Origin of the sequence: Actinacidiphila alni (assembly GCF_900112845.1) — a bacterium.
Taxonomy (GTDB): Bacteria; Actinomycetota; Actinomycetes; order Streptomycetales; family Streptomycetaceae; genus Actinacidiphila; species Actinacidiphila alni.
This window is the reverse complement of the sequence record NZ_FONG01000008.1, coordinates 282,296-296,316: the sequence shown is the minus strand read 5'-3', so window position 1 is coordinate 296,316 and position 14,021 is coordinate 282,296. Positions and strand designations below refer to the sequence as shown.

The 14,021-nt window shown below is 73.8% G+C and carries 13 protein-coding genes and 1 tRNA gene; 5 read left to right on the top strand and 9 right to left on the bottom strand.

The window, feature by feature from the left end:
• Positions 1-43: 43 nt before the first annotated feature.
• From BM076_RS16180 to BM076_RS16165, 4 genes are all read right to left on the bottom strand, one after another.
• The gene (locus BM076_RS16180) at positions 44-1,222 is read right to left on the bottom strand and encodes a winged helix DNA-binding domain-containing protein (RefSeq protein ID WP_093714234.1); all 1,179 of its coding nucleotides are present in this window, start codon (positions 1,220-1,222) and stop codon (positions 44-46) included.
• 169 nt (positions 1,223-1,391) lie between these two features.
• A complete protein-coding gene (locus BM076_RS16175; protein WP_093714233.1) occupies positions 1,392-3,704 on the bottom strand; it encodes a heavy metal translocating P-type ATPase in 2,313 nt (770 codons plus the stop codon).
• Between the two features lie 87 nt (positions 3,705-3,791).
• Positions 3,792-4,004, bottom strand: coding sequence for a heavy-metal-associated domain-containing protein (locus BM076_RS16170; protein ID WP_093714232.1), 213 nt, complete (start codon positions 4,002-4,004; stop codon positions 3,792-3,794).
• Positions 4,005-4,112: 108 nt separating this feature from the next.
• Positions 4,113-4,547, bottom strand: a complete 435-nt coding sequence (locus BM076_RS16165) for a MarR family winged helix-turn-helix transcriptional regulator (protein ID WP_093714321.1) — start codon at positions 4,545-4,547, stop codon at positions 4,113-4,115.
• A gap of 123 nt (positions 4,548-4,670) precedes the next feature.
• On the opposite strand from BM076_RS16165, the gene BM076_RS38005 reads away from it, so the two are divergent.
• On the top strand, positions 4,671-6,734 hold the full coding sequence (locus tag BM076_RS38005; RefSeq protein WP_093714231.1) for an FUSC family protein: 2,064 nt from the start codon (positions 4,671-4,673) through the stop codon (positions 6,732-6,734).
• Between the two features lie 120 nt (positions 6,735-6,854).
• Entirely contained in the window at positions 6,855-7,277 is a 423-nt protein-coding gene (panD, locus tag BM076_RS16155) for an aspartate 1-decarboxylase (protein ID WP_093714230.1), read from the top strand.
• 80 nt (positions 7,278-7,357) lie between these two features.
• Here the strand turns inward: panD and BM076_RS16150 are convergent, their stop codons facing one another.
• A complete protein-coding gene (locus BM076_RS16150) occupies positions 7,358-7,573 on the bottom strand; it encodes a hypothetical protein (protein ID WP_093714229.1) in 216 nt (71 codons plus the stop codon).
• A 272-nt stretch (positions 7,574-7,845) separates the two neighbouring features.
• Here BM076_RS16150 and BM076_RS16145 point away from each other — a divergent pair, with 272 nt between their 5' ends.
• Positions 7,846-8,649: a VOC family protein gene (locus tag BM076_RS16145; protein WP_093714228.1), complete on the top strand. Its 804-nt coding sequence runs from the start codon at positions 7,846-7,848 to the stop codon at positions 8,647-8,649.
• Here BM076_RS16145 and BM076_RS16140 read toward each other — a convergent pair.
• Positions 8,621-9,664: a pseudouridine synthase gene (locus BM076_RS16140; RefSeq protein WP_093714227.1), complete on the bottom strand. Its 1,044-nt coding sequence runs from the start codon at positions 9,662-9,664 to the stop codon at positions 8,621-8,623. The two genes, BM076_RS16145 and BM076_RS16140, sit on opposite strands and share 29 nt — an antisense overlap.
• Before the next feature lie 19 nt (positions 9,665-9,683).
• Positions 9,684-10,403 (bottom strand): hypothetical protein, encoded by a 720-nt coding sequence (locus tag BM076_RS16135; protein WP_143120579.1) that lies wholly within the window; start codon positions 10,401-10,403, stop codon positions 9,684-9,686.
• 156 nt (positions 10,404-10,559) lie between these two features.
• Here BM076_RS16135 and BM076_RS16130 point away from each other — a divergent pair, with 156 nt between their 5' ends.
• Together BM076_RS16130 and BM076_RS16125 are read left to right on the top strand one after the other, a co-directional pair.
• Entirely contained in the window at positions 10,560-11,492 is a 933-nt protein-coding gene (locus BM076_RS16130) for an NAD-dependent epimerase/dehydratase family protein (protein WP_093714320.1), read from the top strand.
• Positions 11,492-12,433: an RNA polymerase sigma-70 factor gene (locus BM076_RS16125; protein WP_093714225.1), complete on the top strand. Its 942-nt coding sequence runs from the start codon at positions 11,492-11,494 to the stop codon at positions 12,431-12,433. The genes BM076_RS16130 and BM076_RS16125 overlap by 1 nt, the downstream gene beginning before the upstream one ends.
• 160 nt (positions 12,434-12,593) lie before the next feature.
• Here the strand turns inward: BM076_RS16125 and BM076_RS36635 are convergent.
• A tRNA-Ser gene (locus BM076_RS36635) sits at positions 12,594-12,655 on the bottom strand.
• 21 nt (positions 12,656-12,676) lie between these two features.
• Positions 12,677-14,002, bottom strand: coding sequence for a hypothetical protein (locus BM076_RS16120; protein WP_093714224.1), 1,326 nt, complete (start codon positions 14,000-14,002; stop codon positions 12,677-12,679).
• Between the last annotated feature and the right edge of the window lie 19 nt (positions 14,003-14,021).

The window sequence follows — 14,021 nt, the reverse complement described above, 5'->3', positions numbered from 1 at the left end:
GACGTTTATACGGTCGCGGCGCGCGAAAGTGCGGCGCTGGGCGTCAGGCGGACAGTTCGCGTTCCAGCGGGGTGCGGAAACGCGGTGTGACCGTCACACCGCCGTCGGCGAGGAAGGCGGCGAGCCGTTCGGCCGCCGCGTCGACCGCGGCCGCGGCGGCGGTGCCGCGGTCGGCCAGCAGGCGGGTGGCGACGGTGCCGTCCGCGCGGTGCGCCCAGCCGCCGACGACCTCACCGCCCCACCACACGGTCGGGCCGACGTTGCCGGTGCGGTCGAAGAGGGCGGCGCGGTGCTCGGCGGGCAGGAACCAGTCGCGGTCCCGCCACCCCATCGGCGTCGGGTCGAGCGCAGGCAGCAGCGTCGCGGCCGGCGGCACGTCGTCGGCGGTCGGCGCGCCGTCGCCCGGCAGTACGTGGCCGACGCCGTCGTCGTCCAGCAGCACCCGCTCGGCGCCGACCGCCGCGAGCGCCTTGCGCACCTCGGTCAGCGACCAGCCCGTCCACCACTTCAGGTCGGCCTCGGTGCCCGGCCCGTACGCGGCCAACCACGCCGTCACCAGGTCCGCGCGGGCCGCCGCCACCGGCAGGTCGGGCAGCGGCTCGGCGTTCGCCCACCGGAACTGGCTGCTCGCCCACGACCCGGCGGGCCTGCGCCGCTCGATCAGGCCCTGCGCCGCCATCGTCCTGATGATCCGGCTCGCCACGTTCTGCCGCGCCTCGTACGGCTTCCCGGCCGCGACCACCACCTGCTCGCGCAGCCCCGGCACCAGCCGGGACAGGCCCGCCCCGCCGGTCTCGCCGTGCTCGTCGAGCGCCGCCCGCACCTGCGCCTGGACCTTTTCCAGCCACGCCGCGTCCCAGCCGCCGCCCTCGGCGAGGAACGCCAGCAGCTTCTTGTGCTCGGCCGCCGCGACCTGCTTCCCCGCCGCCGCGTAGACGGTCGGCGCCGACGCCCGGTCGACCACGAACATCGTGCGCCGCATCGCCAGCATCCGCACCAGCGCGCCGGTCTCCCCGTACAGCGCGTCCTCCAGCGCCGTCACCCCGCCCCCGGGCTCCCGCAGCCGCGCCGCGACCGTCAGGAACACCGTCGCCGGATCCGTGGCGTGCAGCGCCACCACCCACCGTACGACCTCTCCCCACCCCTCCACCCGCGCCAACTGCCTCCCCACCACCCGCAGCCGCCGCTCCCGCCCCCCAACCCGCCCCACCACACCACCCATCCCCGCATCCTCACACGCCCCCCAGCACACTGGGGCGAACCCGCACCCTTTTCCGCCGCCGCGGCGCACAGCCGAAACGGCGGAGACCGGCGGTGCCGAGCCGGCCGCACCGTACCCGGGGGGCGGAGCCCCGGGGGCGTACCCGGGGCGAGGGCGAGTGAGTCGGGTGCTACTCGGCGAGAGCCTTGAAGCCGCGCAGGCGGAGGCTGTTGGCGACGACGAAGACGGACGAGAACGCCATCGCGGCGCCCGCGATCATCGGGTTGAGAAGGCCCGCCGCGGCGAGCGGCAGAGCGGCGACGTTGTAGCCGAACGCCCAGAAAAGGTTCGACTTGATGGTCCCGAGCGTCCGCCGCGCGAGGCGAATCGCGTCGGCGGCCACCCGCAGGTCCCCCCGGACGAGGGTGAGGTCACCCGCCTCGATGGCCGCATCGGTCCCCGTCCCCATCGCGAGCCCGAGATCCGCCTGCGCGAGCGCCGCCGCGTCGTTGACCCCGTCGCCGACCATGGCGACACTGCGCCCCTCGCCCTGGAGCCGCCGCACGACGGCCACCTTGTCCTCGGGCAGGACCTCCGCGAAGACATCGTCCGCGTCGATCCCGACCTCCGCGGCGACGGCCGCCGCGACCGCCGCGTTGTCCCCGGTGAGCAGCACGGGCCGCAGCCCGAGCCGCCGCAGCCGCCGTACGGCCTCGGCGCTGGTCGGCTTGACCGCGTCGGAGACGACGAGCACGGCGCGCGCCCGCCCGTCCCAGCCGACGGCCACGGCGGTCCCGCCGCGCGCCTCGGCATCGGCCTTCGCCTCGGCGAGGCCCGGCGGCAGGCCGAGCCCGTGCGCGCGCAGCAACGCCTCGCGCCCGACCAGGACGTCGTGCCCCTCGACGACACCACGTACGCCGAGCCCCGGCACGTTCTCGAAGTCCGCGACCGGCGGCAGCTCACCGACCGCCTCGCGCGCCCCGGCGGCCACCGCCCGCGCGATCGGGTGCTCGGAGGCGTCCTCCAGCGCACCCGCCAGCCGCAGCGCGGTCTTTTCCTCGGCGCCCTCAAGTCCGTCGTGCACATGCACGGCGGCGAGCGTCATCGAACCGGTCGTGACCGTACCGGTCTTGTCCAGCACGACCGTGTCGACGGTCCGCGTCGACTCCAGCACCTCGGGCCCCTTGATGAGGATGCCGAGCTGCGCGCCCCGCCCCGTACCGACCATGAGGGCGGTCGGCGTGGCCAGCCCCAGCGCGCACGGGCAGGCGATGATGAGGACGGACACGGCCGCCGTGAAGGCCGCGGTCGCGCCCTCGCCGGCCAGCAGCCAGACGGCCAGCGTGCCGAGCGCCAGCACGATCACGGTGGGCACGAAGACCGCCGAGATCCGGTCGGCGAGCCGCTGCGCCGCCGCCTTGCCGTTCTGCGCGTCCTCCACCAGCCGTGCCATGCGCGCGAGTTGGGTGTCCGCGCCGATCCGCTCCGCCTCGACGACGATGCGCCCGCCGGCGTTCACGGTCGCGCCGGTGACCCGCGACCCCGGCCCGACCTCCACCGGCACGGACTCACCGGTGAGCATCGACGCGTCGACCGCGGAGCCGCCCTCCCGGACCACCCCGTCGGTGGCGATCTTCTCGCCCGGCCGTACGACGAAGCGGTCGCCGACCGCCAACTCCCCGACGGGGATCCGGACTTCGCGTCCGTCACGGAGCACCGCCACGTCCCGGGCGCCCAGTTCGAGCAGCGCGCGCAGCGCCGCCCCCGCCTTCCGCTTGGCGCGGGCCTCGAAATACCGCCCGGCCAGGATGAACGCGGTGACCCCGGCCGCCGCCTCCAGATAGATGTTGCCGCTGCCGCCGCCGCGCGACACGGTGAAGCTGAACGAGTCCTTCATCCCGGTCATGCCCGCGTCGCCGAAGAACAGCGCCCACAGCGACCAGCCGTACGCGGCGAGCGTGCCGACCGACACCAGCGTGTCCATCGTCGCGGCGCCGTGCCGCAGATTCGTCCAGGCCGCGCGGTGGAAGGGCCAGCCGGCGTAGACGACGACCGGTGAGGCGAGGGTGAGCGCCAGCCACTGCCAGTTGTCGAACTGCAGCGCCGGGATCATCGACAGCGCGATCACCGGCACCGCGAGCAGCACCGCGGTGGTCAACCGCTGCCGCAGCGTGGTCAGTTCGGGGTCGGCGGCGGGCCCCGACGCCGAACCCGGTCCGCCCGTACCGGAGTCGGGCCCGGCGGGGGCGGTGAGCGGGGGCGCGGGGAGCGCCGCGGTGTACCCGGTGGCCTCGACCGTCGCGATCAGATCGCCGACCGCGATGTCGTCGCCGTACGCGACCTTCGCCTTCTCCGTCGCGTAGTTGACGGTGGCGCTGACGCCGTCCATCCGGTTGAGCTTCTTCTCGATCCGCGCGGCGCAGGACGCGCACGTCATGCCGCCGATCTCCAGCTCGACCGCGTGCGGTACCGCGGCGCCGCCGTCCGTCGCTGCCGTGGTCATCGCCACTTCCGCTCCCCTCGTGCTCCCGCTGCTTCCCGTGCCCCCGCGTTCGGCTGCCGTCGTCCGCCGTCGTCCGCCGAGGACGTGTCAGGCGCGGCCGACCAGCTCGTAGCCCGCCTCGTCGACGGCGGCGCGCACCGTCTCGTCGTCCACCGGCTGCTCGGAGGCGATCGTCACCAGACCGGTCGACGCCACGGCCGTGACCGAGGTGACCCCGGGGATCGCGGTGACCTCCTTGGTGATCGCGGACTCGCAGTGGCCGCAGCTCATGCCGGACACGGAGTAGACGGCCTCGCTCATGGTGTTCTCCTCGGTGCGTATGGGTACCTTGGCTCCCACCCTATACCCCCTAGGGGTATGAACGCGAATACTCTCCCGGGGTATCGGGACCGCCCCTCGGGTGGGCCCTCATTCGTCGGCGGCCAGCCGGTCGAGCAGCGCCGCGGCCAGCCGCAGCACCTCCCGCTCGGTCTCGTTCAGCTCGGTCGCCATCCGCGCGCGCAGCCACGCGTCGCTGTACGCGACGTCCCGCGCCATCGCCTCGAAGCCGGTCCGCGTCAGCTCGATCAGCGACTGTCGCCCGTCCGCCGCGTTCCGCGACCGCGTCACCATCCCCTCGGCCTCCAGTGCCGCCAGCGTCCTGGTCAGCGACTGCGGCTGTACGCGCAGGGCCGCCGCCATCGCGCCGGGCGTACTGGGACCCGCGCGGTACAGCAGCGCCAGCGCGCCCAGCCGGCCGGTGGGCAGCGCGTCCGGCAGCCGCTCGGCGCGCATACGGCGGCCGAGCCGGTTCACCGCACGGCGGACCGTCGCGGCGGGATCGGTGGGCGGAGGAGGAAACATGGCGGCCATTTTCTAAGGAAGGCGTACTATTTTGACGGATGATGGGCGTCTGGATGTGGTGGATTCGGGCTTGCCGTGCCCGTAGTCGTACGCAAGGCGTAAGAATGAGGGAGGGGCGGCAGCATGGGGGAGCCGGAGGTGTCCGCGGCGGGGGAGGTACGCCCCCGGGCGGCGCGGTGGGTGCGGGCATGGCCGTGGGCGCTGGACGGGATCCGGATCGCCGACCCCGGCCGGGTACGGCTGCGGGTCGCGCTGCGGACGCTCGCCGCGTCCGTCGCCGCCCTGCTGGTCGCGGGCGCGATACGCGAAGCCGCCGACGTACCCAGCGGCGTCGTCGTGATCGCGACCGTCGTCGCCGTCATGGTCTCCCGCACTCTGCACGCCACCAGCCTCGCGCATCGGCTCTCCGCTCTGCTCTACGTGCCCGCCATCGGCATCGTCGCCGCCTTCACCGGGCGCGTCCTGCTGAGCAACGCCTGGCTGGGCGCGGCCGCCTTCGTCGCGGCGGTCGGCGGCTCGCGCTACCTCATGCGGTTCGGCGGCAAGGTCCGCAGATTCGGCCGGCTCGCCCTGACACCGCTGATCTCCGTCCTCGTCGTGCCCGTACCGCCGAGCGCCGCCAAGGCGACCGGCCCGCTGTGGGGCGGCGTCGCCGGCCTGATCGCCGTCGCCTGCGTGATCGTGGCCCAGTACGTGCCGCCGGTCCGGCCCGCCAAGGAAGCGGCCGCCGCCGCGCGCGACCTGGCCGCCCTCGTACGGCGCCTGCGCGCCCTGCCGCCCGGCAGCCGGTCCCGCGCCCGGCTCGCCCGCGCCCTGCACCGTACGGCCCTGGTCGCGGAGGACCGGCTGGCCGCCGTACGACTGCCGGACCCCGGCACTTCCGCCGACTCCCACGAAGCCGGCACCGACGCCGCGCGTCTGGACGCTCTCGCGGCGGCCGTGCTCGCGACCGAGGTGGCCGCCGACCACCTGCTGACCGCGGACAGGCCCGAGGACGGCACCGGCGCCGTCACCCCCGCGACGGAAGCCGCGCTCGACCGGACCCCCGACCTGGCCCTCGACCTGGCGCTCGCCGATCTCGGCGACCGCGCCGCCCGCGCGGCCGGGATCAGGGCGGGGGAGTGGCCGAAGGCCGACCCGCCCGCGCCGCGCCGCCGCACCGGCGGCCTGCTGGACCTCCAGCCGCAGACCCGGCTCGCGGCCCAGCTCACCGCCTCGATGGCCGCCGGCTTCCTCGTCGGCCACCTGCTGTTCGGGCAGCGCTGGATGTGGACGGTGATCACGGCCTTCGTGGTGTGCAGCGCGGCGCGCGGGCGCGGCGACGTCGTGCACCGCAGCGGGCTGCGGGTGGCCGGTGCCTTCAGCGGCGCGCTGACCGGCACCCTGCTGGCGCACCTCGTGGCGGGCGACCAGGCCGTGAGCATCGCCGTGATCTTCGGCTATCTGCTGATCGGTCTGTGGCTGCGCGACCTCAACTACGCGATCTGGGCCTTCTGCGTCACCAGCCTCCTCGCCGTCCTCCACACCCTCAGCGGCGAACACGGCACCGCCCTGCTCGTGCAGCGCCCCGAAGGCATCCTGCTCGGCTCGGCCTGCGGCATCGCGGCGGCGTATTTCGTGCTGCCGGTCCGCACCGAACTGGTCATGCGGGGCCGCGCGGCCCGCGCGCTCCAGGCCCTCCAGGAGCTGATGAGCGCGGCCCGCGAGCCGCTGCCGCGGCCCACCGCGCTGCGGCAGCTGGCCCGCCGCGTCGACTTCGCCACCCGTGACCTGGCCGACGCCTCCGCCGCCGCCCGGGCGCACCGCACCTTCGTCCACCGCGGGACGACCGCGAGGCGCGCCCCGGAGAACGTCCGGCCGCACGCCGCCGACTGGGCCGACACACTGGCCGCCTGCGCGCGCCACGCCCGCGCGCTGGCCGCCACCGACCCCGCCGCGCTGGCCGCCGCCCGCCCCCAACTCGGCCTGACCGCACTGAACGTCGGCAACGTACGCCGCCGCCTCGGCCACCGCCCCGAGGCCGCGCCCCCGCGCCCGGCCCGCACCGGACCGCCGCCCCTGCTCCGTCTGAACTCCTCCCTCACCGAGCTGTACGACCGCCTCCCCGTACCGCCCTCCCCATCGGACACCGCTCCGCCCTCCGCCCCGGGCACCGTCCCGGCCCCCGTGCCCGGCGCCAGCGGCTGAGATCTTCCGCACTCCGGGCCGCCCGCCGGTCCCGGTCCGCGGCGCCCTCGCCTACCCTGGACGCGTCGGCGCGTACCCCGGACGGGGACGCGACCAGGTCTTTCACCAGGAGGCGGCAGCGTGCTGCGCACCATGTTCAAGTCCAAGATCCACCGGGCCACCGTGACCCAGGCCGATCTGCACTATGTGGGCTCCGTGACCGTCGACGCCGACCTGATGGACGCCGCCGACCTGCTGCCGGGCGAACTCGTCCACATCGTCGACATCACCAACGGCGCCCGCCTGGAGACCTATGTCATCGAGGGCGAGCGCGGCTCCGGCGTCATCGGGATCAACGGCGCCGCCGCGCACCTCGTGCACCCCGGTGATTTGGTCATCCTGATCAGCTACGCCCAGGTCGAGGACGCCGAGGCCCGCGCGCTGCGCCCGGCCGTCGTCCATGTCGACGCCGACAACCGGATCACCACGGTCGGCGGCGACCCGTCCGAACCCACCCCCGGCACGGACACGGTCCGCCCTCCGCACGCCGTGGCGCGGGTCTGAGCGGTAGCGCGGTATTTCGGTCGTGCGATGCGCCGGTTCCTCCGGAACCGGCCGGGCCTTACGCGGCGGTGAGCCGGGCCTCAAGCGGCGGTGACGACCGCCGCGCCGCTGACCGGACCCGCGGCCGGGCCCTGGACCGGGCGTATCGCCATCCGCGTGCCGCGCGCGGCAGCGGTCCAGTCGGCGCGCAGCCGCGCCAGCTCCGTGAGCTCTTCGGCCGTCCAAGGCCGGTCGCCGTGCTCCTGCACATACGTGCGCAGGGCCGCGTTCGCCTGATCGAGACTTCCCCCGTACATGCGAACCACAGTAGACGGCACCACTGACAATCCCGAATCCGTTAAACACCGCGCGTGACGGCGCCGACGCGGTGCGGCACGTTCCGTTTCCGGCCGCGGGGCCGCTGACCTGCGCACGGGCGGCGGTTGTCGGTGCCCGCTGCCATGCTGGGTGTGAGAGACGACACTGCGGTCCCTTCGGACAATTGGGGCCCAGGTCACAGGCCCGCACCACACGGCAGACCGCCTCGGCGCGGGCACCCACCGACGCCCGGCGGTTCAGGAGGACGGTCATGCTCACCGACGACTACGCGCCCGGCGCGCCCGACTGGACCGACCTCGGCAGCCGCGACACCACGGCGGCCGCCGCCTTCTACGCCGCGCTCTTCGGCTGGGAATTCCGGCCCGGCGGCCCCGAGTCCGGCGGCTACGGCATGTTCCTGCGGGACGGGAAGACCGTGGCCGGGATGGGCCCGCTCCAGGACTCCGGCGCCCACCCCGCCTGGACGGTCTACTTCATGACCGCCGACGCCGACGCCACCACCGCCCTGGTCACCGAACACGGCGGCACCGTACGGGTCCCGCCCATGACGATCCCCGGCCAGGGCCGGCTGGCGGCGTACACCGACCCGACCGGGGCCGAATTCGCCGTCTGGGAGCCCGGCGGCACCAAGGGCCTGGAGCATGTCGGGCCCTGGGCACTGTGCTGGACGGAGCTGTACACACCCGACGCCGGCCGGGCCAAGGACTTCTACGGCGCGGTGCTGGCCTGGGACTACGAGGACATGCCCCTGCCCGACAACGAGGGCGCGGCGGGCACGTACACCGTGGTCTCCCGCGCCGGCGGCGGCCAAGACGGCTCGCACGGCGGCATCCTCCAGCTCGGGCCCGACCTGCTGCCCGGCGGCGTCGCCTATTGGCAGCCGTATTTCGGGGTCGACGACTGCGACGCGGTGGTGGCCAGGGCCACCGAGGGCGGCGGCGCCGTCCTCATGCCCGCCACCGACATGGCCGGTATCGGCCGGATCGCGCTGCTCGCCGACCCCGAGGGCTGCTTCTTCGCGGTGCTCACCCCGGCGGAGGCGATGACGTCCTGACGCTGGATTCCTTGACGTCCTCGGCCTCCCCGGCCTCCTCGGGCTCCCGCCACGCGCTCAGCTCCCGCGTGCTCTCGAAGGACAGCGCCCGCCCCGTCACCGGGTCGGTGAACTCCAGCTCCCGCGCGAGCAGTTGCAGCGGCCTGCCGTAATCCTCCGCCTCCGCCTCCGCACCCAACTCGTGGCCCGGCGCCGCGTCCGGTTCCGGCAGCACCGTCGGGTAGACCGGGTCGTGGAGCAGCGGCAGGCCGAGCGCGTTCATGTGCACGCGCAGCTGGTGCGTACGGCCCGTCGCGGGCAGCAGCCGGTACCGGCCGAGGCCGCCGCGCCGCTCCAGCAGCTCGATCCGGCTCTCGGCGTTCACCGGCCCCGGCTCCTCGCGCGCCGCGAGCCGCCCGCGCTCCTTGACGATCCGGCTGCGTACCGTCCGCGGCAGCGCCACCCGCGGGTCGTACGCGGCGACCGCCTCGTACTCCTTGCGCACCCGCCGGTCCCGGAACAGCGTCTGGTACGCGCCCCGGTCGCGCGGGCGTACGACGAACAGCACGAGCCCGGCCGTCAGCCGGTCGAGCCGGTGCGCGGGCGACAGCTCGGGCAGCCCCAGATCGCGCCGCAGCCGCGCCAGGACCGTCTCGGTGACATGGCGCCCGCGCGGGGTCGTCGCCAGGAAGTGCGGCTTGTCCGCGACGACGATCCGCTCGTCGCGGTACGCCACCCGCACCGCGAACGGCACCGCCCGCTCGGGCAGCACATCGCGGTGGAACCACACATAGGCGCCCGGCTCGTACGCGGTGCCCGCCGTCACCTGCCGGCCGTCCGCGGTCACGAACCGCCCGGCCGCCAGCATCGCCGTGATCCGGTCGGCGCCGACCGCGCCCGCGTACCGCTCCAGGAGATACGCGGCGACGGTCGCGGGCGCCGTCGGATCCCCGGGCAGCCGCAGCCGTACCGGATCCACGCCGTCGCGCTGCTCCAGCGGTGACGGCGGCGCCTTCGGTCCGCCCCTGCGTGCCATGGACGCCAGTCTTCCCCCGTCAGCGCGCGACCGGGTAACCGATGCGCTCCAGCTCGGTGGCCACCGTCGCGAAATCGGCGGCCGGATTCAGCTCGGCGACCGCCGTACGGTCCAGCGGCCGGTACGCGTACACCTCCCGTACGGCTCCGGCCGGCATCCCGGTGCCGCGTGCGTACGACTGCGCCGGGGCCGGGTCGGTGAGCGGCCGGAACAGCCGGTCGGCGCCGTCGGGCCCGGTGTCACGGTCGTCCGTGGGGGAGCCGGAATCCGCCGCCGGGAAGACGATGTCCTCGCCCGTACGCCACTGGTCGTCCTCCGCCGCCCGCCAGGCGCACGCGGTGACCAGCGGCACCGGCCCGGCCAGGAATGCCGGCGGCTCCGCCACATAGGGCGCGAAATCCCGCGGCACCGCGTCCAGCACACCCGGCCACACCCGCGGCGGCGCGGACGCGTACGGGCTCATCGGCGACTCGTGGTCGAAGCCGAGCAGCAGCGCGCCGTAACAGGTGAACGCGACCGCGTACCCGTCGCCGCCGCCCGTCCGCCGGACCGCCACGTCCGCGCCTGTGCGCCACCCGCACAGGAAGTCGTACGCGCGCCCGCCGGTCCCCTCACCGCCTCCCGCCATCGCCGGGTGCCGGACGATCTCCAACGCGGCCAGCGCCCGGCACACGTCCCGCAGTCGCGCTATCGACGGGAGGTGCCGGGCGACGTCCTGGATCGTCACACGCTCAGTCATGCTCCTATCCCTATCAAGACCCACCGACATTTCCCGTGTCACAGCCCGTGTCACAGACGGCGGGGCTGTCTCGTCCCGTGAGCAGGAGACAGCCGGCGAAGGCACAGGTGCCCGGCTCTCGGCCGGCTCGGGAAGGTGATCGGGAAGGTGATCGGTATGCGGGTGTTCGTGGCGGGCGGGACCGGGGTAGTGGGGCGGCTTCTGGTGCCGCGGCTCGTGGCGCGCGGCCACCAGGTGACGGCGACGACGACCAGCGCCGCCAAACTGCCCCTGCTGGGCGGGATGGGCGCGGACGGCGTCGTCATGGACGGCCTGGACGCGGCCTCGGTCGGCGAGGCCGTCGGCGCGGCGCGCCCCGACGTCGTCGTGCACCAGATGACGGCGATTTCCCCGGCGCACGCGGGGAAGCCCGATTTCAAGCACATGGACCGGTGGTTCGCGCCCACCATCCGGCTGCGCACGGAAGGGACCGACCATCTGCTGGCGGCGGCCGAGGCGACCGGCGTGCCCCATGTCGTCGCCCAGAGCTACGCCAGCTGGAACGGCATACGGGAGGGCGGCTGGATCAAGACCGAACAGGACCCGCTCGACCTGTACCGGGGGACGGCGGCCGAGCCGGGCATGGCCGCTGTCCGGCACGTCGAGGAGGCGACCCTCGCCGCAGGCGGCGCCGTCCTGCGCTACGGCAGCCTCTACGGGCCCGGCGCCACCGACGACCAGGTCGAACTCGTCCGCAAGCGGCAATTCCCCCTGGTCGGCCGCGCCACCGGCTACTGCTCCTGGCTGCACCTGGAGGACGCCGCGAGCGCTACGGTCCTGGCTGTGGAAATGAAAGCGCGCGGCGTGTTCAACGTCGTGGACGACGAACCCGCCCCGGCGAGCGACTGGCTGCCGTATCTCGCACAATGTGCGGGCGCCAAGCGGCCCGTGCGCGTACCGGCCTGGCTGGCCCGCCCGCTGGCCGGGGAGGTCGCGGTGGCGATGATGACCGAGGGGCGCGGTTTCTCCAACGCCAAGGCGAAGCGCGAGCTGGGCTGGGAGCCGCGCTATCCGTCGTGGCGGCAGGGCTTCGCGGAAGGTCTCACGTGATGGGCGCGGGCGCCGGCGTCCGTACGGCGCGCGCCGCGCAGTTCGAGGAGCTGCGGCCCCTGCTGTTCTCGATCGCCTACCGCCTCCTCGGCAGCGTCGCCGAGGCCGAGGACGCCGTCCAGGACACCTGGCTGCGCTACGAGGCGGCCGGCACCACGCCCGCCTCGCCCAAGGCGTATCTGTCGGCCGCCGTCACCCGCATCTCCATCGACGTGCTGCGCTCGGCGCGGGTGCGCCGCGAGGAATACGTCGGCCAGTGGCTGCCGGAACCGCTGCTCGACGACCCGTACGGGGACCCGGCGCGCGCGGCGGAACTGGCCGACTCCGTCTCCACCGCCGCCCTGTTGCTGCTGGAACGGCTCAGCCCCCTGGAGCGCGCCGTCTTCGTCCTGCGTGACGTCTTCGGCTTCGACTTCCCCGAGATCGCCTCGGCCGTGGGCCGCTCGCAGGCCGCCTGCCGCCAGCTCGCGGTCCGCGCCCGGCGGCACATGGACGAGGGGCGCCCCCGCTTCGACGCCGACCGCTGGGAACGCGAACAGCTCACCGCCCGCTTCATCGACGCCCTCCGCGAAGGCGACGTCGACGGCCTGCGCGCCCTGCTCGCCGCCGACGTCCAGGTGGTCGGCGACGGCGGCGGCAAGGCCCCGCAGATCGCCCGCGTCGTCAGCGGCATCGACAACGTCGCCCGTCTCCTGGCCGTCTCCTTCCCCCCGATGTTCCGCATCGACGTCACCGCCGAGCCGCACACCGTCAACGGCCAGCCCGGCGCCGTCTTCCGCGACCGCGACGGCCGCGTCCTCGTCATCTGGAGCCTCGACATCCTCGACGGCCGCGTCCAGACCATCAACTCCGTCAACAACCCCGACAAACTCGCCCACCTCGGCCCGGTCGGCGACTCCTGGTCCGTCTACCGCGAATGGAACGCCACCCGCCGCACCTGATCTTGACCCTGATCCGCGCCTGACCCTGATCCGCGCCCGAGTCCGATCCGCACCCGACCCGCGCCCGACCTGCGCCGAGCGCGCGAAAAGCCCGCGGCCTCATCGAGGCCCGCGGGCTTTTCCGCCGCAATATGCGGCTGATTTCTCTGTGCCACCTCTGTGCCCCAGGCAGGATTCGAACCTGCGACACCAGCTTTAGGAGAGCTGGTGTCCCTACGGGGCTACCTGTTGCATGAGCTGCGGCTAGGCGGCTTCCTGAACTTCGGCGGCCACCGCTTCGGGGATTTTCCGGAGATCAACTCGACCCCAGAGCGTTCGGAGCCCGACGGTCTTCATCGCCTGCCAGAAGATCTCCTCCAGCCCGTCCAGCCTAGCGCGCCTCATCTCGACCGTGGGCTTCTGATACACGCCCTTGATGCCCGCCCTCTTGTGCCCCATGGACTCGTACGCGAGGGGCTCGGCCACCCCGATCTCCGACTGCCACGAGTCGTGCGTGCTGCGCAGGGCCTGGATATCGACACCGGGGGAGATCGGCTCCCACGCGGCCCGGAAGGACACGCCCTGCCGCCGCTTGCGCTCCGGCCGGCCGTCTGCCGCCGGGCGCAGCGCCCGGGACCAGTTGCCCCGCCGGTAGAGCTTGCCGTTGGGCGTGCTGAAGACGCGGTCGTACGGCCAGTCGTCGAGGTGATACCGCATCAACTGGGCGAGGAACGGAGGCAGGTCCACGTCCCGTGTACTGCCGTCGTTCTTGGTCTCCTCGATCCCGTGGAACAGGCCGATCTTGTTGCCCGCCTCGTCGAACAGGTCGTACTCGGCGCACTCCTCCACGATCTTCATGACCGGGCACTCGAAGATGCCGCCCCGCCAACGCTGCTGACGCATGCCCAGCGCGTTGTCTCGGTGCAGACCGAAGCCCTCGCCGTACCGGGCGGTGGCGAACGCGGTCACCAGGACGCGCAGCCCGAGCACAGGGCCGAGCCGGTCTGCGAGCAGGACCACCTCTTCCGGCGGCACCGTCCCGTCGTTGCCCACCTTCTTCTTCGGCTTGTCCTTCACCGCGCCCGCACCGGTCGGCTTCGTACGGCGGCGCCCGTAGATCGGGTTCACGTCGCGGAGGCCGGCGTCCATCGCCGCGGTGAGGATCGTCGACAGCAGGCTGACGACGTGCCCGCGGGTGACGTCGTCCGTGGGGATCGTCTGCTGCCAGCCGTCCACGTCGAACCAGTTGAAGGCCCGGATCGGCGTGTGCTCCCACTTGGGCAGCAGGTAGGTCTCCAGGTAGCGCCACCTGGTGGTGACGGTCTGGCCGCGTTTGGAATTGTTGGCCATGAAGCGGCGGGAGAAGGTCCCGAACGTGGTCTCCTGGAGCTTCGGGTCGATCCAGGTGCCGGCGTTCGCCTTGGCCTCTTCCTGCTCGGCCCAGCGCAGCGCGGTCGCCTGGGTGGGGAAGCCCGACTTTCCCGGCCAGGCAGGCTTGGATCCGGGCGGGGCCTTGTACCGGCCGCGCCACGTGTACTGCTTGGTCCGCTTCCCGTTGCGGTAGCGGTAGACCTTCTCGGCATACGCCATTGGCTCACCTCTGTGGGTG